General features: G+C 61.7%; 20 protein-coding genes. 7 read left to right on the top strand and 13 right to left on the bottom strand.

The window, feature by feature from the left end:
* Positions 1-8: 8 nt before the first annotated feature.
* The 5 genes from GSQ88_RS22305 to hydA all read right to left on the bottom strand — a co-directional run bounded on the left by GSQ88_RS22305 (position 9) and on the right by hydA (position 6,391).
* A complete protein-coding gene (locus GSQ88_RS22305; protein WP_159009896.1) occupies positions 9-1,625 on the bottom strand; it encodes an ABC transporter substrate-binding protein in 1,617 nt (538 codons plus the stop codon).
* A gap of 135 nt (positions 1,626-1,760) precedes the next feature.
* On the bottom strand, positions 1,761-3,188 hold the full coding sequence (locus GSQ88_RS22300; protein ID WP_159009895.1) for an NAD(P)-binding domain-containing protein: 1,428 nt from the start codon (positions 3,186-3,188) through the stop codon (positions 1,761-1,763).
* Positions 3,185-3,946 (bottom strand): SDR family oxidoreductase, encoded by a 762-nt coding sequence (locus GSQ88_RS22295; protein ID WP_159009894.1) that lies wholly within the window; start codon positions 3,944-3,946, stop codon positions 3,185-3,187. Before GSQ88_RS22295 ends, GSQ88_RS22300 begins: the two co-directional genes overlap by 4 nt.
* A gap of 1 nt (position 3,947) precedes the next feature.
* Complete coding sequence (locus tag GSQ88_RS22290) at positions 3,948-4,925, bottom strand: NAD-dependent epimerase/dehydratase family protein (RefSeq protein WP_159009893.1); 978 nt, start codon at positions 4,923-4,925, stop codon at positions 3,948-3,950.
* Entirely contained in the window at positions 4,922-6,391 is a 1,470-nt protein-coding gene (gene hydA / locus GSQ88_RS22285; protein WP_159009892.1) for a dihydropyrimidinase, read from the bottom strand. The genes GSQ88_RS22290 and hydA overlap by 4 nt, the downstream gene beginning before the upstream one ends.
* 122 nt (positions 6,392-6,513) lie before the next feature.
* On the opposite strand from hydA, the gene GSQ88_RS22280 reads away from it, so the two are divergent.
* Complete coding sequence (locus GSQ88_RS22280) at positions 6,514-7,179, top strand: aspartate/glutamate racemase family protein (protein ID WP_174248081.1); 666 nt, start codon at positions 6,514-6,516, stop codon at positions 7,177-7,179.
* Positions 7,180-7,201: 22 nt separating this feature from the next.
* Here GSQ88_RS22280 and GSQ88_RS22275 read toward each other — a convergent pair whose 3' ends face one another.
* Positions 7,202-7,843, bottom strand: coding sequence for a flavin reductase family protein (locus GSQ88_RS22275; protein ID WP_159009891.1), 642 nt, complete (start codon positions 7,841-7,843; stop codon positions 7,202-7,204).
* Positions 7,844-7,892: 49 nt separating this feature from the next.
* The gene (locus tag GSQ88_RS22270) at positions 7,893-8,828 is read right to left on the bottom strand and encodes an N-carbamoyl-D-amino-acid hydrolase (RefSeq protein ID WP_159009890.1); all 936 of its coding nucleotides are present in this window, start codon (positions 8,826-8,828) and stop codon (positions 7,893-7,895) included.
* A 196-nt stretch (positions 8,829-9,024) separates the two neighbouring features.
* Here GSQ88_RS22270 and GSQ88_RS22265 point away from each other — a divergent pair, with 196 nt between their 5' ends.
* A complete protein-coding gene (locus GSQ88_RS22265; RefSeq protein ID WP_159009889.1) occupies positions 9,025-10,008 on the top strand; it encodes a TRAP transporter substrate-binding protein in 984 nt (327 codons plus the stop codon).
* A 163-nt stretch (positions 10,009-10,171) separates the two neighbouring features.
* On the opposite strand, the gene GSQ88_RS22260 is transcribed toward GSQ88_RS22265, so the two are convergent.
* The 5 genes from GSQ88_RS22260 to GSQ88_RS22240 are packed head-to-tail and all read right to left on the bottom strand — an operon-like array spanning position 10,172 to position 14,753.
* Positions 10,172-10,888 carry an ABC transporter ATP-binding protein gene (locus GSQ88_RS22260; RefSeq protein WP_159009888.1) on the bottom strand — a complete coding sequence of 239 codons (717 nt, stop codon included), beginning with the start codon at positions 10,886-10,888 and terminating at the stop codon, positions 10,172-10,174.
* The gene (locus GSQ88_RS22255) at positions 10,885-11,643 is read right to left on the bottom strand and encodes an ABC transporter ATP-binding protein (RefSeq protein ID WP_159009887.1); all 759 of its coding nucleotides are present in this window, start codon (positions 11,641-11,643) and stop codon (positions 10,885-10,887) included. Before GSQ88_RS22255 ends, GSQ88_RS22260 begins: the two co-directional genes overlap by 4 nt.
* A complete protein-coding gene (locus GSQ88_RS22250) occupies positions 11,640-12,593 on the bottom strand; it encodes a branched-chain amino acid ABC transporter permease (protein WP_159009886.1) in 954 nt (317 codons plus the stop codon). Before GSQ88_RS22250 ends, GSQ88_RS22255 begins: the two co-directional genes overlap by 4 nt.
* A complete protein-coding gene (locus tag GSQ88_RS22245) occupies positions 12,590-13,489 on the bottom strand; it encodes a branched-chain amino acid ABC transporter permease (protein WP_159009885.1) in 900 nt (299 codons plus the stop codon). Before GSQ88_RS22245 ends, GSQ88_RS22250 begins: the two co-directional genes overlap by 4 nt.
* Before the next feature lie 7 nt (positions 13,490-13,496).
* A complete protein-coding gene (locus GSQ88_RS22240) occupies positions 13,497-14,753 on the bottom strand; it encodes an ABC transporter substrate-binding protein (protein ID WP_159009884.1) in 1,257 nt (418 codons plus the stop codon).
* A gap of 181 nt (positions 14,754-14,934) precedes the next feature.
* Here GSQ88_RS22240 and GSQ88_RS22235 point away from each other — a divergent pair, with 181 nt between their 5' ends.
* The 5 genes from GSQ88_RS22235 to GSQ88_RS22215 all read left to right on the top strand — a co-directional run bounded on the left by GSQ88_RS22235 (position 14,935) and on the right by GSQ88_RS22215 (position 20,493).
* Positions 14,935-16,431, top strand: a complete 1,497-nt coding sequence (locus tag GSQ88_RS22235; RefSeq protein ID WP_159009883.1) for an AMP-binding protein — start codon at positions 14,935-14,937, stop codon at positions 16,429-16,431.
* On the top strand, positions 16,428-17,087 hold the full coding sequence (locus GSQ88_RS22230) for a TetR/AcrR family transcriptional regulator (protein WP_159009882.1): 660 nt from the start codon (positions 16,428-16,430) through the stop codon (positions 17,085-17,087). The genes GSQ88_RS22235 and GSQ88_RS22230 overlap by 4 nt, the downstream gene beginning before the upstream one ends.
* Complete coding sequence (locus tag GSQ88_RS22225) at positions 17,077-17,850, top strand: SDR family NAD(P)-dependent oxidoreductase (RefSeq protein WP_159009881.1); 774 nt, start codon at positions 17,077-17,079, stop codon at positions 17,848-17,850. The genes GSQ88_RS22230 and GSQ88_RS22225 overlap by 11 nt, the downstream gene beginning before the upstream one ends.
* A 15-nt stretch (positions 17,851-17,865) precedes the next feature.
* Positions 17,866-19,776, top strand: coding sequence for a flavin-containing monooxygenase (locus GSQ88_RS22220; protein ID WP_159009880.1), 1,911 nt, complete (start codon positions 17,866-17,868; stop codon positions 19,774-19,776).
* Between the two features lie 87 nt (positions 19,777-19,863).
* A complete protein-coding gene (locus GSQ88_RS22215; RefSeq protein ID WP_159009879.1) occupies positions 19,864-20,493 on the top strand; it encodes a 2-hydroxychromene-2-carboxylate isomerase in 630 nt (209 codons plus the stop codon).
* A gap of 50 nt (positions 20,494-20,543) precedes the next feature.
* On the opposite strand, the gene GSQ88_RS22210 is transcribed toward GSQ88_RS22215, so the two are convergent.
* Positions 20,544-21,560 (bottom strand): NAD-dependent epimerase, encoded by a 1,017-nt coding sequence (locus tag GSQ88_RS22210; protein WP_159009878.1) that lies wholly within the window; start codon positions 21,558-21,560, stop codon positions 20,544-20,546.
* Positions 21,561-21,563 lie beyond the last annotated feature (3 nt).

Genomic DNA, 21,563 nt, shown 5'->3' with positions numbered 1-21,563 from the left:
TCGATTGATTACTTGCGGCTGAGGTCGCGATAGTCAACCTGACGATGGAACTGATAGGTGTACCCTTCAACCGATAGAGCCATCACGGCGTCCTGGGACGGCTGCCACAGCGGAATCTGCGGCATTTCGGCAAAATGGATCGCGTTCAGCTTTTTGCCGTCTTGCTCGTATTTCGCCTTGTCGGGTTCAAAACGGGCTTCCTGTGCGATCGCCGTCAGTTCGGGATCGTTGATCGAGCTGTAATTCCAGCGCTGATCGCCGATGTAGAAATTGCGATAGAAATAATCGGTCGAGGGAAGCCACGCGACGATCCCCTCGGTGAAGAAGGGCAGTTTTTTCTCATTGATCTGGGTGGACATCTGCGCATCAGGCATTTTCTGGATGTCGACCTTGATGTTGATCTTCGCGAGCGATTCCTTCACCAGCGCCGACATCGGTTCAGCCGTCGAAGCCTGACCGACATTGAAGCTGAAGGTCGTCGAAAAACCGTCCGGCATGCCGGCCGCCTTGAGAAAACCCCTGGCCTTTTCCAGATCCAGTTTGACGGGCTGCGCTATCGGATAGGCGCCGCTGGTCGGCTGGCCATCCGGCCATTCAGCGCCGAACAGCGGCGTGCCGCGTCCGAACAAGGCAGCCTTGAACATGTCATCGTAGGGCAGCGCATAGGCGATCGCACGGCGCACATTGACGTTATCGAACGGCGGAATCCGATTGTTCATCGAAATGAATGTGAGGGCGTTGTACTGCGGCGTCGAGATCACCTTGAGCGTGCCTTTGGCCTCCAGCGACTGCACGTCGCTCGCCTGGAGATCGATGACGAGGTCGGCATCGCCGCGCTCGACCAGATTGGCACGCGTGGCCGGCTCCGGCACGGACTGCACGATCACCCGCTTGAAGAACGCGGCCTTTTCGGCGGTCCCGCGATTCCACGCTTCGTTGCGCTTCATGATGACCTGTTCACCGGGCTTGAAGCTTTCGATGATGTAGGCACCGCTGCCGACCGCATGCTCCTTCAGCCAGTTGATCGCCCAGGGGTCTTCCGGCGTCGCATTCGCCTTCGCAAGCTTGGAATTGATGATGATCGGATAGACCGTCGCCAGATTCGGCAACGCGAGTTTATCGGGTTTTGGCAACGTCACTTCGAAGGTCAGGGGATCGATCACCTTGAACTGATCTGCGCTGGTCAGCGACCCCGTCAGAAGCTGGGCCTTGCCGAGCACCGGTGCCGTAACGGCGCGGTCGAGCGACCACTTCACGTCTTCAGCGGTGACCGGCGTGCCATCCTGAAACTTGGCATCCTTGCGCAAATGAAACGTGAGCTTCATGCCGTCGGGACTGACTTCATAGGATTCTGCCAGTTCACCGGTGATCTTGTCGAGATCGAACACCCATTTCCCGTTGAGTTGCTTGCGTCCGAACGACACCAGCCGATCGTAAGTGCTAAGACTCACCGCGAACGCCTCACGGGTCGAGCCCGGCACATTTGGATCGAGCGTGTTGACGGATGCGCCGGTCACGTAGCGAAGCGTCTCGGCGCGGGTTTGCGCCTTTACCGGTGCCGCAGCCAACAAAAGCGCGACGGCCGCGACCAGACCCAATAAAGGCTTACAATCCCTGACACGCATCTTCGACCCCTGAAAATCAATACGAAAGAGACCTGAGAATGGCCTCAGGCTGGCTAAATTCCAAGCAAATAACGCGCCACTCCCCAAAAGGTGCGAGCCTGGCGGGGCACTCGTGTCCAGGTCCTGTTATCTGCGCTAACCCGTGATTTTCGGTTGCCGTGCGACGATCGCTTGCGGTTCGTCATAGGCGTTGAAAGAATCCCAGTACCGCTCAATGTCGGCGCGGAACAATCCGCGGGTGATGCCATGCACCAGCTTGGGTACGGCCGTCGTCATCGCGTTGATCGACGAGCCGGACGGACCGAAACTCATGGTGGACGCAAATGCAAACAAATGAACGTCGGAAATCCAGGGCGTCTGTCCCGGCACCCGCTCCGTGAACGCATAGTCGTCGGCGAGATAGGGATAACGGCCGAGCCGATCGCTGCGCTCGTCTTGCGGCGGCTGATAACGGTTGGCCCAGGTCGCGATATTGCCGGCAAAGTTTCTCAGTTCGCTTCGCTCCGAAAAATCGATCTGCGTGCCTGTGCCGCAGATGACGAAGTCGGCCACGAAGCTGCCATGCGGCGTCTGCAATTCGGCTCCGTTGACCAACTCTTGAGCGGCCTCGACAGGCCAGCCCTCATGCAGATGGAAATTCGCGAAGTTGGCGCAGCGATCGTAGGTTGCTTGCGGAAACCCTTCGCGCATTTCGAGAACAGCGCGCATGAAACGCCATCGCCAGACATCATCGAGGTCGGCAAAATGCCGCAGAAAGCCGCGGAAGGTCAGCCAGCGGTAGGGCTGGATCACCTGGATTTCGGAGCGGCGGCAAAACAGATGCACGTCGGCCGCGCCGGCCTCCAGTGCCGTTGCCGCGTTATCGAAGGCCGTCGCGCCGGCACCGATCACCACGACCTTCTTGCCACGCAGCGCCTCGAAATCGATCGGATCCGATGTGCGTGCCACTACCGCCGCCGACAGATGCCGCAACGGCTCAGGGATCGTCCAATCGCCCACGGCTTCCTGCCCGGTCGCCAATACGATCTTGCGTGCGTAAATGGTTTCAACGACGTCCACGCTCTTGACCGTTGCGGCGAGTAGCCCCCCCTCCGCCGGCGCAATCTCCAGCAGTTCGCAGCCGTTGCGCACGGTCAAGCCGATCACGCGCCTGAACCAAAGCAGATACTCCGCCCACAGCTTGCGCGGTATCAAACCAAGCGTCTGCCAATGCTCGTGGCCAAAGCGCGCCTCGTGCCACGATTGATACGTCAGACTGGGAATATCGAGATCGGGCCCGGTGTAATGTTTGGGACTGCGAAGCGTATGCATCCGGGCATAGGAGAGCCAAGGACCCTCCTGCCCCTGCTCCGCTCGGTCCAAAACCGCAATGTTGGTGACCTGCGAGCGCATCAGGCCGAATGCGATGGCAACGCCGGATTGACCCGCCCCCACCACGAGCACATCCAATGCCGGCTTGGCATCCGGGCCTGGCGTCGATTTCAGCCACGGCACATCCGGATGCGCCGTCTTGGTAAGATCGGCCCTGACCTGGGCTTCGAGGGCGATCAACGCGCTGCTCATGATGCAAGCCACCCGCCATCCACCACCATCACGGTGCCGGTGGTGAACGATGACGCATCGCTGGCGAGATGCAGCGCGGTCTCGGCAACTTCCTCAGCTTCGCCAAATCGCCGCATGGCGTGGCGGTTTCGCGAGGCTTCGCGCACCGGGTCCGGATCCGCGTGACGCGCGAAGCTGCGCCGGAGCATCGGCGTGTCGATGGCGCCCGGCGCAATCGCGTTGACGCGGATGCCATCGGTTGCGAAATCGACCGCCATTGTCCGGGTCAGACTGATGATCGCGCCCTTGGCGGCGATGTAGGCGCTGTTGCCCTTGCCTCCGGCGATCGCCAGTTGCGAGGCCAGCGTGATGATCGAGCCTTTGCCCTGCCGCTGCATCTGCGGCACAGCCGCGCGCGACCACAGCCAGGTGCCACCGACATTGGCGCGGAACACCGCATCCCAATCGGCGGGATCTGTCGTCAGCACCGTGCCACCGCAGGAAAAACCGGCCGCGGTCATCAGCACATCGAGTTGACCTCGGCGAGCGACGGTCTCCGTGACAACCGTGCCGGCGAATTCCACGTCGCCGACATCGCCGACATGCGCGCTTGCCTCTGCCTTCATTTCGCCAATCGCAGCGATGGTTTCCCGCAGGCCCGAGGGATCGCGATCGACGAGCGCTACGAATGCGCCTTGTTTCGCGAACAACAGCGCACTGGCCCGGCCGATGCCGGAAGCCGCTCCGGTCACAATCGCGGTTCTACCCTTCAAGCGCATGTCATGCTCCTTCCTGATGGCGCGTCCACCAGGCGTTCAGGTCGGCCACCGACTCGTCGCAGCCAAAGCGCGCGCGCCAGCCGAACTCCGCTTCCAGGCGCGAAATCGACAAGGACGCGCGGTCGGTCGGGCCGTGAAGATCGATCGTCGCGGCCTCGCCTGGGCCGGCAAGACGGCAGACGAAGCCGGGATGCAGTTCGGCGAGCTTCTGCCCCCATTGCAACGCCGACCAGGCTCGCCCGGTCGATATGTTGTAGAGGCCGTGCTCGAGTTTCGGAGCTTCGATCAACAGCACGACGACGTCCGCCACATCGGGCGCATAAATCCAGTCCTTCACGCCGGCACGCGGCAGGACGGCCTCGCTGCGCTGGTGAAGGCAGGCCAGCATCTGCGCCTGCGGGCTAAGCGTATCGCGTACGCCGGTCGCCCTTTCCCACGTTCCGAACACGCCGCTCAGCCGTACACTGGCGATGTCCAGGTTCCAGAGCGCGGCCAGTCGAGCCGCAACCCGCTCGGAGGCGTATTTGGTGATGGCATACAGCGTCTCGGGATCGCAAGGCGTGTCTTCGTCGAGCACGGCATGCCGCGTCCCCGCAGCGCCATACGCCGAACCCGAAGACAGGTTGATGATCCGCCCGACGCCGCCCCGTCGTGCCGCGACCAGAACAGGCAACTGAGCCAGCAAATTGACTTGCATGATCAATTCCGGGTCGGCTGCATCGCGCGCAGGGCCGGCGGTGATCGCCGCGCCCAGCACGATCGCGTCAAACCCCGCTGCGACAAGGTCGATCACCGCTTGCCGGTCCGTGACGTCACCCGATACGACCGTCAGTGACTTTGCGAAGCTCGCGAAATCCCGTTGCGCGGCGACGGGCAAGCTCGCACGATCGAACAAAGTGACCACGTGCCCGCGCGCCAACAGCGCGGCGGCAATATTGAGTCCGACAAAACCGGTGCCGCCGAAGATCAGTATTTTCACAGCAGCTTCGCGCCAAAATTCCGCGCCGGATCCATATCGGCGACAAGCCGGCCGGTCGGGATCGCAGCGTCGCCGCCGGTGCGTGCGAGGAAGCGACCGGAACCTGGCTCGGCCAGACGTTTGCCATCCGCGACGATCACGCGCCCCCGTGACAGTACCGTGATCGGCCAGCCCCGCAATGTGCGGCCGGCATAGGGCGTATAGCCGGCGAGGTCATGCATCATGGGATCGCTGAGCTTAACCACGCGCTCCGGATCCCAGATCGCGATATCGGCATCGGCCCCGATCGCGATCGAACCCTTGCGCGGATGCAGATTGTAGATTTTGGCGGGTGCGGTCGCCGTCAGCTCGACGAATTTCTGCAGACCGAGGCGGCCCTTCGATACCATGGCATCGAACAGCAGCGGCAGGCGCGTCTCCAGTCCCGGCAGCCCATTGGCGACCTGCTTGAAGTTGGGATTGCTGCCGGCGCGCAATTTGCCGGTTTCGTCAAAACGATACGGGGCGTGGTCGGACGAGATGGTCTGCAGATCGCCCAACTCGAGCGCCTGCCACAACGCCTCCTGGTCGGAGGCGCGGCGCGGCGGCGGGCTGCACATCCACTTGGCGCCCTCTGCGTCGGGCTTATCGAGATCCTCCGCGGTGAGAAAAAGATATTGCGGGCAGGTTTCGGCGAACACCTTGAGGCCTTCGCCGCGCGCATCGCGGATCACCTTGGCGCCTTCCGCGGTCGAGACGTGAAAGATCATGATCGGCTGATCGACCAACGCCGCCATGCCGATCAGGCGATTGAAAGCCTCGGCTTCGGAAAACCGGGCGTGGCTGATGGCGTGATATTTCGGTTGGGTGTAGCCGCGCGCCAAAAGCCGCTTCACCATCCAGCTGATGATGCCGTGGTTCTCGGCGTGCGCGCACAACAACGCTCCGGATTCGCGGGCCGCAACCAGAATGTCGAGCAACGGCTCGTCATCGATCTTCAACCGGTCGTAGGTCATGAAGATCTTGAGCGAGGCATGCCCCTGCTTGATCAGGGCCGGAATATCGTTCTGCAGCGTTTCCGGCGTCGGATCGGCGATGATCATGTGGAACGCGTAATCGATCACCGCGCCTTTTCTGGCGAGCGCATGATAGTCCTCCAACACCTGGGGCAGCGCCATGCCGACATGCTGCGCGGCGAACGGGATCACCGTGGTAGTGCCGCCGAAAGCAGCCGCGGTGGTTGCCGATTCAAACGTGTCGGCGTTCATGATGCCGGCAGCCGAGAGCTGTTCGATATGGGCATGGCTATCGACACCACCCGGCAAAACCAGCTTGCCACGCGCGTCGATCTCGCGCTTGCCGGCGGGCAGGTTTCGACCGATAGCGACGATGACCTCGCCTATGACGGCAACATCGGCTTCGAATACATCGCTGACCGTTGCGACGCGGCCGTTGCGGATGACGAGGTCGTAAGCGGGTTCGGTCATGAATTGCTCCGGAAAGTGTTGCCATATCTTGCCACGCCGCGGCCCTGGTATCCGAGCTGCAAGAATTCGCTGGACGGCGCAGAGCCGACGTTCGAAACTATGCCAACTGCAAGGAAAGAACCATGTCGCGACCTCGCATTCTCGTGATCAACCCCAATTCCAACGTCATCGTGACCAAAGGCCTTGAAGTGGCCTTGCAACCGCTGGGGTTCGCCGACGGACCGGAGATCGTTTGCACGACCCTCGACGAGGGACCGTATGGGGTGGAAAGCCAGGCGGATGCCGACAGCGTGGTGATGCCGCTGCGGCGGCTGGTCGAGAGCGACAACGAATCGGCGGCGTTCGTGATCGCCTGCTACAGCGATCCGGGTCTGCACGTCTGTCGCGAAGGCACGGATCGGCCGGTGTTCGGCATCGCCGAATGCGGCGTGTTGACGGCGATGACGCGCGCGGAAACCTTCGGCGTGATCGCGATCGCGCAACGCTCGATCCGCCGCCATGTCCGTTATCTGCGTCAGATGGGATTGATGGACCGGCTGGCGGGCGAGCGTCCGCTCAACATGAGCGTGGCGGAAACCGCGTCCGGCGAGGGAACGCTGGCAAAGATGATCGAGGTCGGCCGCGCCCTGAAGGAGCAGGACGGCGCCGGAGCGGTCATCATGGGGTGCGCCGGCATGGCGCGCCTGCGCCGCCCGCTGGAAGATGCACTCGGCATTCCCGTGATCGATCCGACGCAGGCTGCGGTGACCATGGCGTTGGGAGCGGTACAGTTTTCGCGTCACGTATGACCCCTTGAACGTTTCGGCTGGTTCATTTGCCGGCGTCCATGCGAGCACTCCATTGCGCGTGGCTCTCGCGATCCATCGCAAAAGTGTCGCGCTGATAAGTGTAGAGATTGCCGAACATGCGGCCAATCGGCCGGTACGCCGCCAGATCGATGTACATTTTGGCCGTATCGATTAGGCCCTCGCGCGCATGCAGCCGCAACACCTCGCCAACCAGCGATTCACGTCCGGGAGCGAATGAAAGCACGACCTGGCGTCTGCATTCGAGCGCAAAGGGCGCCGCCGCCAGGCGTGGCACCCTGACATCGACCGACGGCAAGGTCGCAAGTCCGACCGCGGCCGCCTCACTCGAGCCGGCGGGAAAATCGACCGCGCAATCATTCATGGCCTTGGCGAGCGCCTCATCCACCATATGAACGACGAATTCGCCATCGCGGTGGATGTTGCGGGTGGTGTCCTTCAAATCGCGATCGGCCTTGTGCTGCAGGCCGAGTACGATGAGCGGCGGATCCTCGGAAAAGACATTGAAGAAGCTGAACGGAGCAGCATTGACCGCGCCATTTTCGTCAAGCGTCGTTACCAGCGCGATCGGGCGCGGCACCACCACGCCGCATAACAGCTTGTAGCGCTCCAGCGGACTGAGGTCAGGGAACGAAATTCCGGACATTTCGCTGAGTGCCCTTTATGAATGCCCTTGTGCGTTTCTCGAAGCCACCTCAATCCCGTACCGGAGGCGGCACGGCGCCGGCGCGACTTGTGATCAGGCCATAATGCTCGATGCGCCGATGTCGGGCGAAGTCAAAGATGGTTTTCTTGCCAAAGATCGTGGCGTCAAGATCGCAGGGGTGGACCAAAAGCTCGTCGGCTTCGGTAGAGGCCTCCGCGACGATCTCGCCGTTGGGATCGACGATCAAGCTGCCGCCAATCAACGGAAAGCCGTCTTCGACCCCGGCCTTGGCGACGGCGACGACCCAGGTCGCATTCTGGTAGGCGCCGGATTGCACCGAGAGACGGTTGTGGAACAGCCGCTTCTCGGGCCCCTCCTCGCTCTTCTGGGAATTGACCGAAGGTGTATTGTAGCCGAGCAGGATCATCTCCACCCCTTGCAGGCCCATAACACGATAGGTTTCCGGCCAGCGGCGGTCATTGCAGATCGCCATACCGAAGATGCCACCCATCGTGCGCCATACATCAAAGCCGATATCTCCCGGCTCGAAATAGCGTTTTTCAAGGTGCTGGAAAGCGCGCTCGGTGTCGAATTCCGAATGGCCCGGCAAATGTATCTTGCGATACTTCCCGACGATTTTGGCCGACCGGTCCGTCAGGATGCAGGTATTGAAGTGATGGCCGTCCGGCGTGAGCTCGGCGTAACCGAAACTCATGGCCATCTGATGTTCCGCGGCGCGCGAGAACAACGGCATGGTCGCCGCGTTCGGCATCTGATGCTCGAACCAGGTATCGACCTCGGTCTGATCTTCCATGTACCAGCGCGGAAAGAAGGTGGTTAGCGCCAACTCCGGATAGACGATCAGGTCGGCTCCTTTGGCCTTGGCCTCATCCATCAGCGCGAGCATGCGCTTGACGACGACTTCACGGCTATCAGCCCGCTGAATCGGCCCCATCTGTGCGGCGGCAATATTGATGACACGCATGCTTGGCTTTCCGACCTTCGTTTCCATCTTCGATATCGCCAGTTAAAGTTCTGCGGGCACGGAAAGTCAACTTGGCAAACGACCATCGAAATCAGTCGAAGCAACGATTTGATGAAATGCCGGGTGACCGCCGGCTATTTCATCTGCTAACGCTTCCTGGGCTGGATGAGATCGCCAGCATGCTGGAGGTGAAGCGGTGCGACCTTTACATCTGCTGGCGAGTGCGCTGCTGCTGCTCGATCCTGAGGCAGCCTCTGCCCAGGCCACCTGGAATATGTCGACGGAATATCCGCAAAGCGCAATGCCGGGCGTTGGCATAACGACTTTCGCCGCGCGCGTTGCTGAAATCAGTGCAGGCCGGCTCCAGATAAAGCCTGGTTTCGATGCATCGGGGGGCATTCGGTCGGCCGACATGATCGCGGCGATCGTGCAAGGCCGAGTGCAGGCGGGTGATGCCTTTGCCAGCACGCTCGGCGACGTGGATCCGATCTTCGCGCTCGCCTCGCTGCCCTTTCTGGTCGGCTCGATCGCCGATGCAAGGCGGCTCGCGGACCTGGCCCGTCCGTTCTTCGCGGCCGCGCTACAGAAGAAGGCCCAGCGACTGCTTTATCTGACGCCATGGCCGCCTTCCGGTATTTGGTCGAAAACGCCGCTGAAGACATCCGCCGACCTCGCCAATCTTTCGATTCGTACCTACGATACGATATCGAGCGAGGTCTTTGCCGGCGCCGGTGCCAAGGCAATCTCGATCAGCTTCGCGGATACGATGCCGAAACTGGCCGATGGCAGCATCAATGCGGTGTTGTCCTCTGGAGATGGCGGCGCCGGTCGCGAGCTCTGGAAATTCCTGCCCTATTTCAGCGAAATTACCTATTCGCTTCCGCTCTCGGTGGCCATCGTCAGCCAGGCGATCTATGACGGATTGTCTCCGGAGCTGCGCGAAGCCGTCGATACCGCGAGCCGCCAAACCGAGAATGAACTGTGGTTAGTCATGCGTGCGCGGCAGCAGGAGAACTACCGGCGGATGCGCGAGAACGGCGTTACGATTGAATCCGGCCTTGCACCTGATGTCATCGCGCAGCTGCAATCGGGCGCAGCGGCGGCGCAGCAGGCTTGGTGCGCGAGCTCCGGGCTGGCCTGCCAGCAAGTTCTCGAAGCCTTCAAGGCGGGCAAGCCGTAAACGGCGCGGGCGCGGATCGCCCGATTTCCGGACTCGAATAACTGGCGTCGCGGTGTGGTGGCTAGAGCATTTCCGGTTCTGATGGAATCAGAACCGGGCTCTAGATTTTTGTTTTGACGCGTTTTCTTGACGCGAACCGGTACCCACTTCGCTCGAAAACGCTCTAAAGCGCCAAATAACGCTGGCGGATATTGTCGTTTGCCTTCAGATCTTCAATCGTCGCGCTGTAGACGATCTGCCCTTTGTCGATCACGGTGGCATGGCTGGCAAGGCCGAGACAGAAATGCATGTTCTGCTCCGCGATCAGCACCGTCGCGCCGGTGGCACGCAACTGACGCAGCAGATCGCCGATCCGTTGTACAATGATCGGGGCGAGCCCTTCGCTCGGCTCGTCCAGCAGCAGCAACGCCGGATTTCCCATCAGCGTGCGCGCGATCGCCAGCATCTGTTGCTCGCCGCCCGATAGCCGGCCCGCGATCCGGTTGCGCAACGGCTCCAGCAAGGGAAATACATCATAGACGCGCTTGATCGACCACTCATCCTCGCCGCCGACGCCCTTCTTTCGGCCGATCACGAGATTGTCCTCGACCGTGTGGTCCGGAAAGATCTGGCGATCCTCGGGCACAAAACCGAGACCGGCGCGGGCGATGTGATGCGGCGCCAATCCGGAGACGACGCGCCCATGCAGCATGACCTTGCCGCGCCGCGCCGGCGCAAGGCCCATGATCGCCTTCATCGTGGTCGATTTGCCGGCGCCGTTGCGGCCGAGCAGCGCCATGGTCTCACCTGCTCGCACCGAAAGCCCAACGCCGAACAGGATCTGGCTGGTGCCGTAATAGACGTCGAGATCCTCGACCTGAACGACTGCTTGCGGGCTCATGCAGCCTCGCCGGAATGCTCGGCGCCGAGATATGCCTCGATCACCGCGGGATTGTTGCGGATCTCGGCAGGTGTGCCTTCGGCCAGGACGCGGCCGTAGCATAGAACGCGAATGGTACTGGCGATCTGGAAGACGATGTCCATATCGTGCTCGATGAAGACCAGCGTGAGCTTTCCCCGCTCCCACAGGCCGCGCACGCGTTCGATCATGCGCCAGCGTTCATCAGGGCCCATGCCGGCCGTCGGTTCGTCGAGCAACAGCACCTTGGGTTCAAGCGCGAGTGCGATGGCGATATCGAGCAGTTTCTGGTCACCATGGGAGAGGATCGCAGCCTCGACGTTCGAAACCTTGTTCAATCCCACCAGTTCCATCACCTCTTCGGCGCGCTCGCGTACCCCGGGTGGTGGAAAGCGTCGGGAGATATTGCCCCACTGTCCGACATGGGCGGTGACGGTGGCCATCAGGTTCTCCGCCACCGTCATGGTCGGAAAGCAGCTTGCCACCTGAAAGGCCCGCCCGATGCCCCGGCGCATCCGTTCGGCCTTGGAAAGACGCAAGACATCCTGGCCTTCGAGCAACACCTCGCCGGAGTCGGCCGGGAACGCGCCACTGATCAGGTTGAAGAAGGTGCTTTTGCCGGCGCCGTTCGGACCGATCACCGCCGAAAGGGATCCCGACGGAAAGGTCAGCGACACATCGTCCATCGCCTTGATGCCACCGAAGGCCTTGGTGAGATTTTTGATCTCGAGTTTCATCGCGCGCGTCCGGGCCAGGCCAGTCTGAGGAAATCGAGCACGCCGCGGCGCAGGCCGACGGCGAAGGCCAGGATAACGATCCCCAGCACCAGCCCGTAATATTCCGTGAAGCGCGTCACCACATCGTTCAGCGCGAGCAGTATCATCGCGCCCAGGACGGGTCCGAGGAAGCTGTTGATGCCGCCCAGCATCACGGCAAAGATCGCCTGCCCGGAATTCGGCCAGTCGGCGAGTTCGGGATAGGCGCCCGAAACGAAAAGCGCGGCCAGCACGCCGCCGAGACCTGCGAAGGCGCCGGCGATCGTGAAGGCCCGGAGCCGGGCTTGCCACAGCACGACGCCGAGGAAGCTCACCCGATTCTCGTTGTCGCGGATCATGCGCAGGGTCTGGCCAAACGGGCTGGTCGTGATGTGGCGCAACGCCAGCAGGCCGAGCACCGCGACGACCGTGCAGAACTGGTAGAGATGAAGCTGCGAGGCCAGCTCGAAGCCGAAGATCTCGCGGCGCGGAATGCCGCCGCGCAGGCCCTGGTCGCCGCCGGTGAGGCTCTGCCAGGAGATGATAATGCTGAAGAACAGCATCTGCACCGCGAGCGTGATGAAGGCGAAGTAGTCCGTGCTGAGGCGTACGCAGATGGCGCCGACGCAGAGCGCGGCAAAGGTCGTGAACAGCACCGCGAGCACGGCAGCGACCGGTAGCGAGAGGTCGGTCATCTGCATCGTAAGCGCGAAGGCATAGGCGCCGAGGCCATAGAACATGCCGTGACCGAACGAGACCATGCCCGTGTTGCCAACCAATAAATTGAGCGAGGTCGCAAACAGCGCCATCGCGCTCAAGCGGATGACGAAGTCCTCGAAGGCTGGACTGCGATGAAACAGCGGGATCGCCAGCACGACGATCACGGCAATCGCCGCAATCACCGCGTCACGCCATGCAGGGTGCGCCTTCATGACCGGCGTCCGAACAAGCCCTGCGGGCGCAGCAGCAGGATGATGATCATCATGATGTAGATCAGTCCGTCGGTGAATTGCGGGAAACCGATCGTACCGAAGCCACGAACGAGACCGATCAAGAGTGCGGCGACCAGCGCTCCCGCAATCGAGCCCATGCCGCCAATCACCGTAACGATGAAGCTCTCGATCAAGACCGAGAATCCCATGCCGGGCGAAAGCGAACGCACCGGAGCCGCGAGCGCGCCCGCCAGCCCGGCGAGCCCGCCACCTACGGCAAAGACGATCGCAAAAAGCAGCGTCGTATTGACGCCGAGCGCCGAAACCATCTGGGGATTGATCGCGGCGGCGCGCACCGTCTTGCCGATGCGCGTCATCGAGAGGCCGAGACTGAGCACAATAGCGATCAGCGCCGTGATACCGATCAACGCGATGTAAAACGGCGGTACCACACCGCCCGCGATGAAGAGCGGCGGCACCTGGAAGGCCGGCGGCATTCCCATGGCGTGGAATTCCGGCCCCCAGACGATCTTCACGACGTCGTCAAAGATCAGCACCACGGCGTAGCAGACCAGAAGCTGCATCAGCACGTTGGAGCCGTAGACGCGGCTGATCAGGAAGCGTTCGAACAGCACGCCGAACAGCGCGGTCGCGAGCGTTCCCGACAGCACCGCTAAAGCGTAGCTGTCGGTCACATTGAGCGTTGTATAGGCGACGTACCCGCCCAGCATGTAGAAGGTGCCGTGGGCGAAGTTCACGATCTTCAGCACGCCGAAGATCAGGGTCACGCCGGCGGCGACGAGGAACAGCAGCATGCCGACGATCAGCCCGCTGGTGGCCTGGGTGACCACGCAGGCAGAGGTCGTGAGGCAAACGCCAAGCGCAGTGAGGTCCATCTGAGGCTCAGATGTACTTCTGCTGCTTCTTCCACTCCGTCTCAAGTTCAATGATCTTGCCCCAGTCCGCGGGCTTGATATCCACCATGAACGGCTCCTTCGGCGTGGTCTGGCCCCAGCCGATGGCGTAGTTGATCGTCGTGTGATCATCGCGCATCGTGATGGTGCCGTCGGCGCCGAACGGCGTATTGATCTTCAAGCCCGTGAGCGCGGCGGACAGCGCCTTGGCTTCGAGCGTATTGGCCTTCTTGATGCCCGCCTCGTAGAACTGCATTGCGACCGTGCACTGCCACGACCAGGTGGTTGGCCGCTCGTTCCATCTCTTGTGATAGGCTTCGCCCCATTCCTTGTTGGCTGGCGTATCGGGGAATGTCTCGAGATAGCGCGTCGCCGACTGAATGCCGGCAGGCAGATTCTTGATGGCGGCCATGACGGGATAGTCCACGTTGGGCGTCGCGACAGTCATCTGTGAAAACAATGCATAGACGTTGGCCTGGTTCACGAACGCCGAGAGATCGCCGGCGTAGAGCAACGTGAACAGGGCTTGCGGCTTGGCCTGGATCAGTTTGGTGATGACTTCGGTGAAGTCGGGTTGGCCGAGCTTCGGCCAGGCGTCGGTGACGACCTCGATGTCTGGATTGAACTGCTTGAGGAATTGCAAATATTGCGCGGTGGTATCGCGGCCATAGGCGTAATCCGGCGAGCAGGTCGCCCATTTGTTGAGCTTCCTGGCTTTGGAGAAATCCGCCAGATAGATGCTGCCGGCGACGGCGTCGTGCACGCCCTGGCGCGCGACACGGAAGGCGGTCGGTGCCCGGATCTTGGGATCGGCGGTCAGCGCCGAAGTCTCGCTGTTGGTGTGGATGCAGACGACGTTGCCGAGGTCGCGGATGACTTCCTGGACTGCAAAGGCGCCCGACGAAGCTTCGGAATCGACCAGCAGCTCGCAACCCGAGCTGTTCACCAGCTCGCGCGCGATGCGTGCGGACTCCTGGGGCTGGCCCTTCGAATCGCGGAAGAGGAATTCGATCTGACGGCCGAGAAAGCCGCCGGCCGCATTGATACGATCCTGCTCCATCATCAGCGCGTTACGCGAGGAGTTCCCGAGCAGCGCGATCGGCCCTGACAGGATGCTTTGCATACCGATACGCAAAATATTGGCGTCGGCGCGCGCCACCCATGGCGCGGCGAACGTCGCCGCGCCGGCGCCCATCAGCGCCAATGTCGATCGGCGGCTGAGGCCCGGTTTGCGGGTTGTCGTCATCTTCCCCTCCCTATCGGGTTCGCGTTCCCAAAATCCCTGTCGGAGATCGTTGCGTCTCCGTGACGATGAGAGTTCCAGAAAAAACGGGATGACGTCAAGGCAAATATGAATTACGAGTCAGAATTCATATTGCCTGTTTTGAAGGCTTTCGAGGCGAATCTAGCGCGGATTCCGGCGGGTTATGATCAATCTTTCAAGCTTCATCGCCTTTCATGCGCGCCGGACTCCGCACCGATGTGCGCTGAAATATCGCGGCGAAGACATCTCTTATGCCGCTTTCAACGCCCGGATCGGCAAGGTCGGCGGATGGCTCGCCTCGCGCGGCATCGGCCCCGGCGACGTGGTCGCGGTGCTGATGAAGAACAGCGCAGCATTCGTCGAACTGGTATTTGCCGTCAGCCATATCGGCGCGGTGTTGCTGCCGATCAATTACCGGCTCTCCGGCGACGAAGTCGGTTACATCGTCGGCAATTCCGATGCGCGCCTTCTGATCGCCGACGAAGAGTTCGCCGCGATCGCGGCCGGCGCGGCACCGATCGTATTGCTCGACGAAGCCGCGCAAGCCAGTGCCGTCAATCTCGCGCCGGACATCGCGCCCGTACCGATGCACCCGCGCAAACCTCGCGACCTGATGCGATTGATGTACACCTCGGGTACCACCGATCGCCCCAAGGGAGTGATGCTCAGCTACGAGAACATGTACTGGAAATCCGCCGACCAGACCCTGGCGCTGGGGCTGAATGCCGAGACGCGCCTGCTGGTGGTCGGTCCGCTCTACCATGTCGGAGCGCTCGACCTGCCGGGCATCGCGGTGCTCTGGCATGGCGGCATGCTGGCCATTCATCGCAATTTCGATTGCGAGCAGGCGCTCGCAACGATCGAGACGGAGAAGCTCAATGCCGCGTGGTTCGCGCCGGTCATGACGACGGCCATTCTCACCTCCCCCAACCGGGACCGCTACGACGTGTCGAGCTTTCGCTGGGCAATCGGCGGCGGCGAGAGGACGCCGGAGGCGCGCATTCGCGCCTTCTCCGAGTTCTTTGGGAACGCCCGCTATATCGACGGCTATGGCCTGACCGAAAGCTGCGGCGGCGACACCTTGATGGAACGCGGCCGCGAGATCGAAAAGATCGGCTCGACCGGCCGTGCCCTCGCCCATGTCGAGATCGAGATCCGCGACGAACAAGGCAACCGGTTGTCACCCGGCGAGAACGGCGAGATCTGCCTGCGCGGACCCAAGGTCACGCAAGGGTACTGGAGAGATCCGGAGAAGACCGCGGCCGCCTTTTCCGGCGACTGGTTTCGTACCGGCGATGTCGGGTACCTCGACGAGGAAGGCTTCCTGTACCTGACCGACCGCAAGAACGACATGATCATCTCCGGCGGCGAGAACATCGCATCTTCCGAGGTCGAGCGCGTGATCTATGAAATGGCCGAAGTACACGAGGTCGCCGTGGTCGGCATGCCCGACGAGCGATGGGGCGAAACGCCGGTTGCGGTGGTGGTGCTGGCGGAGGGCGCCGCGCTGACATTGCTGGACCTCACCGACCATTGCCGAGGGCGACTTGGCGCCTTCAAGGTGCCGAAGCGGTTGATCATTCGCGACAGCCTGCCGCGCAATCCGTCGGGCAAGGTGCTCAAGCGCGTGTTGCGCAGCGAAGTCGAGGCCAACGCATGACCGAGGCGCCCGAGACCACAGCCGGCAAACTGACAAAACTCAACCGCGCCGAACGCAACGCCTGGACCAAGCGCAGGATATTCGATGCCGCGACCAGGATCGTCGGCAAATATGGTTACGCCGAAGCCTCGGTCGCCCGTATCACCGAACAGGCCGGCGTCGCACAAGGCACGTTCTACAATCATTTCGAAAATCGCCAGGAGCTGCTCGATCAGTTGCTGCCGAAGATCGGGCGCGACATGGTGCGTTTCATCCACGAGCGCACCGGCACCGCCGACGCGGCGCGGCAGGAGATCGAACGGTTCGGCGCATTTTTCGATTTTATCCGCGAGGTCCCGGAGTTCCTGCGTATTCTCAACGAGGCCGAATTTTTTGCACCGAGCGGCTATCAAAAACACCTCGACAATATCTCCACGGCCTATGTGCGGATCCTTAAGCGCGCCCGGCATGCCGGCATGATCGATGATTTCAGCGATGCCGAATTCGAGGCCATCGTTCACATCCTGATGGGCGCGCGGGGCTATCTCAGCCGCCGCTATTCCTACGCCGACGGCGCCGTCACCGCGGTTCCCGACCACGTCGTATCGGCTTACCGGAAGCTGATGACGCGCGGACTGTTCAACTCGCCTGGCAAGGACAAAGACCATGAACGTTGACGGCATCGTACTGGTGACCGGCGGCAGCCGTGGCATAGGTGCTGCGACGGCCACCCTGCTCGCGCATCAGGGTCAGCGCGTGGTGATCGTCGATATCGCACCGGAGCCGTTGGCGGGGACGCAAGCAATCCTGTGGCCCGCACCCTTCGATGTCGCGAGCGAAGGCGCGGTCGTGAGTGGCATCGCCGATATCGAGCGCGCCCATGGACGGATCACCGGCCTGGTCAACGCCGCCGGTGTGTTCGGCAAAATGCACGCCGCCGCGCGCGTGCGCATGGACAATTGGGATCGCGAAATCAACATCGATTTGCGCGGCACGTTTCTGATGGCTCGCAGCGTCGGCGAGCGAATGGCCCAACGAGGCGCTGGTGCAATCGTCAACGTTGCTTCGGTAGCCGGAATGACCTCCGGCCCGATCCACGCCTACACCGCCGCCAAGGCCGGCGTTATCCAGATCACGCAAACGCTCGCGGCGGAATGGGGCCGCGCCGGCGTAAGGGTCAATGCGGTGTCGCCAGGATTCACGCGCACGGTCGCGCTGGAGGCAGGAATAGCGTCAGGCGCGCTGAACAGGGATCGCCTGGTCCGCAACACCGCGATGAACCGGCTGGTCGAACCTGTCGAAGTCGCGCACGCCATCGCTTGGCTGCTCGCGCCCGCAAGCAGTGCCGTGACTGGAATTAATCTGCCGGTCGATGCCGGGTTTATCGCGGGCTCGACGTGGGACGCCTATGGCGGATGGCCGGAAACTCCGGATGCATAATTGGAACAGCAGAGCATGAACATCGCGACACCGCGCAAGAAACTCGATCTCTCTTCAGCGATCGCCGAAGGCGATATCCGGGTGTTGCTGATGGTGCTGGTCCACATGACCGGCGACGAGCGCTGGCTGGAACCGCCTTACCGGCCGAAGCGCGATGTCCGCCTGATCCCCAATCCCCAAGCCGGCGTGGTCCGGGAAATCCAGGACGAAATCCGCGCAGCCGTGCTCGAATTATTCGCCAATGGCGAGCCCAGACCCGTGATCACCGATCCCGGCAACGAGCTGATGCTGAAGATGATGCGTGCCTGCCTCGGCGAAAACGTCGCGCCCGAATACGCGCCATTGATGCGCGAGGAAATGGCATTCACGCCGCGGGAGGCGCAATGGAGCCGCGGCACGGAGAACAAGGTTGCGAGCGCGCAGCAGGTCCTGATCGTCGGCGCCGGTGTTTGCGCCATTGCGCTTGGCGTGTCGCTCGGCCGGTTGGGTATCCCCTACACCATTGTCGAAAAGAACGCCGAACTCGGCGGCACCTGGTACGTCAATCGCTATCCGGGCTGCGGCGTCGACACGCCGAACCATTCCTATTCTTTCTCGTTCGGCGCGAGGAACCCGTGGACCCGTTACTTCGCCCAGCGCCAGGAACTGCTCGATTACCTCAAAAAGGTCGCGCTCGAACATGACGTGCGCAGCCACATCCGCTTCAACACCCAACTGACATCGTCGCGCTGGGACGAGACCAGCCGGCGCTGGATTTCGACGCTGAAGACCGATAGCGGCACCGAACAATTCGAATCTTCGGTGCTCGTCAGTGCGATCGGGCAGCTCAACGATCCCTCGCGGGCTCGCTTCAATGGCGAAGAGGACTTCAAAGGACAAATTCTGCACTCCGCGCTGTGGTCGGAGGACATTGAGCTCGACGGCAAGCATGTCGCCGTCATCGGCACCGGCGCCACCGCCATGCAGCTCGTGCCCTCGATCGCCGATCGGGTTGCCTCGCTCACCATTTACCAACGATCCGCGCAGTGGTCGCGCCCGGTCGCGGGTTACTCCGATCCGATCAGCGAAGGCGCGCAGTGGCTGCTCGCGCATGTGCCGTTCTACGTGCAGTGGTATCGCTTCAATATGTTCTGGCGTTATGGCGATGGACTTCTGCCGTTCCTGCGCAAGGACCCGGACTGGCCGCATCCCGATCGCGCCGTCAACAAGGGCAACGACCGGCATCGCGATGAACTCACGGACTTCATCCTGTCCGAACTGAACGGCCGCCCCGACCTGATCGAGAAATGCGTGCCGAGCTACCCGCCCTACGGCAAGCGCATCCTGCTCGACAATGGCTGGTTCAGGACGCTGACCAGACCGAACGTTGAACTGATCACCACTCCAATCGACCACTTCACACGAGAAGGCATTGTCGCGTCGGACGGCAAGCCGCGGCCCGCCGATATCATCGTTGTCTCGACCGGCTTCAAGGTCACGGAGATGGCGGCGCGCCTCAACATCACCGGACGCGACGGCAAGCCTCTCGCCGAGGCCTGGGCCAATGACAACCCGACCGCCTATCTCGGCCTCACCGTGCCGGGCTTTCCAAATTTCTTCACCATGCTCGGGCCGAACACCGGCCCGGCGCATGGCGGCAGCGTGATCTTCCAGTCGGAGTGCCAGTCGCGCTACATCACCGCCTGTCTTGTCGAGATGATCGAGCGCGACATCGCGGCGATCGACGTTCGCCAGGATGCCCACGACAGATATATCCGCGAGGTCGACGCCGAGCATGAGCAGTTGATCTGGACCCACCCGGGGATGTCGACCTACTATCGCAACAAGCAGGGCCGGGTGTTTTCGGCGATGCCTTGGCGGTTCGTAGACTACTGGCGAATGACGCACGACCCCGATTTCGACCAGTATCGCCAGACCGAGGCCTAGAGGATCGCGGCGATATCAAAACAGGCGACCATGGAAGTGAAAACGCTCTCACGAGAGAGCCCGCGACCGGAACGACAAGGAGCAGCGATGCAAAAGCCGCGCGTACGCGTCTATACCGACTACAAGAGCCCGTATGCCTTCGTCGCCAATAAGCGGCTTTTCGAATTGGAAGAAGACCACGGCGTCGAACTCGAATGGCTGCCCTACACGCTGCGCATCGCCGAATTCATGGGCTCGGTGGAAGAACGTACGCCGCATTTCTGGCGCAAGGTGCGTTACGCCTATATGGACGCACGGCGCTATGCCAATGCGCAAGGGCTCACCATGAAGGGGCCGCGGCGCATCTACGATGCGTTCTATTCCAGCGCCGGCATGCTGTTCGCACAGCGGCACGGGCTGTTCCGGCCCTACCATGACACGGTGTTCAGACGCTTCTGGAGCCACGATCTGGAAATCGACGAACTGCCGGATATTTCAGGCGTGATTGCCGCGATCGGCGGATCGGCCGGCGATTTCGAGGCCTATGTGCAGGGACCGGCGCGCCCGGAGCATGATCGCATCATCGACGAAGCCGAGGCACTCGGTGTGTTCGGCGTGCCGACCATGGTGTTCAACGGCGAATTGTTCTGGGGCAACGACCGCATCGACCTGTTGATCGAGCGCATCAAGAATCCCGAAAGCATCACGACCGCGTTGGGAAGCCGACATCGGAAGTGAGCGCGCTAACGCACTCCAGTTTCGAAACGAATCTTTCGCGGCAAAGACGATCACAGGTTGCGATAACCCTGATACCACGCGACAAATTTTCCAATTCCCTCTTCGATCGACGTGGCCGGCCGGAAACCGACATCGCGGACGAGGTCATCGACGTCGGCATAGGTTGCCGGAACGTCGCCGGGTTGCATCGGCAGCAATTCCTTTTTCGCCTTGCAGCCCAGCTTCTGTTCAAGGATAGCCACCACGCGCATCAACTCTTCCGGCTTGTTGTTGCCGACGTTGTAGATACGCCATGGCGCGGCGCTTGACCCCGGGTCAGGAGCGTCACCCGACCAATCAGGGTTGCCGCGCGGCACATGATCGATGAGGCGCACCAGGGCTTCCGTCACATCGTCGACATAGGTGAAGTCGCGCTGCATCCGGCCCTGGTTGAAGAGCTTGATCGGGCGGCCCTCGACGATCGCGCTGGCGAAGATGAACATCGCCATATCGGGCCGATACCACGGACCGTAGACCGTAAAGAACCGCAAACCGGTACAGGGAATGCCGTAGAGATGGCTATAGGCGTGGGCCATCAATTCGTTCGCCTTCTTGCTGGCCGCATAAAGGCTGATCGGATGGTCGACGTTGTCATGCACCGAGAACGGCAGTTTAGTGTTGGCGCCATAGACCGAGGACGATGATGCAAACAGCAGGTGCTGGCAGCCATGATGCCGGCACCCCTCCAGAATGTTGGCGAAGCCGGCTAGATTGGCGTCGACATAGGCGTGCGGGTTTTGCAGCGAGTACCTTACGCCGGCCTGGGCGGCGAGATGAATCACCACCGCAAAGCGATGTTGCACGAACAACGCCTCGATGGCCGCCCGATCGGCAAGGTCCCGCTTTTCGAAATGAAATCGAGGATCATTGCCGAGGATATTGAGCCGGGCCTGCTTCAGGCTTGGGTCATAATAGCTGTTGAGATTGTCGAGCCCGACAACGCGCCGACCCATCTGGAGCAGGCGCTGCGCCACGTGGAATCCGATGAACCCGGCGGCTCCCGTGACCAATATGGCCTGATCTGGCATTTG

The organism is Bradyrhizobium sp. S69 (assembly GCF_009766005.1).
Taxonomy (GTDB): domain Bacteria; phylum Pseudomonadota; class Alphaproteobacteria; order Rhizobiales; family Xanthobacteraceae; genus Bradyrhizobium.
This window is presented reverse-complemented; position numbering and strand designations above follow the sequence as displayed.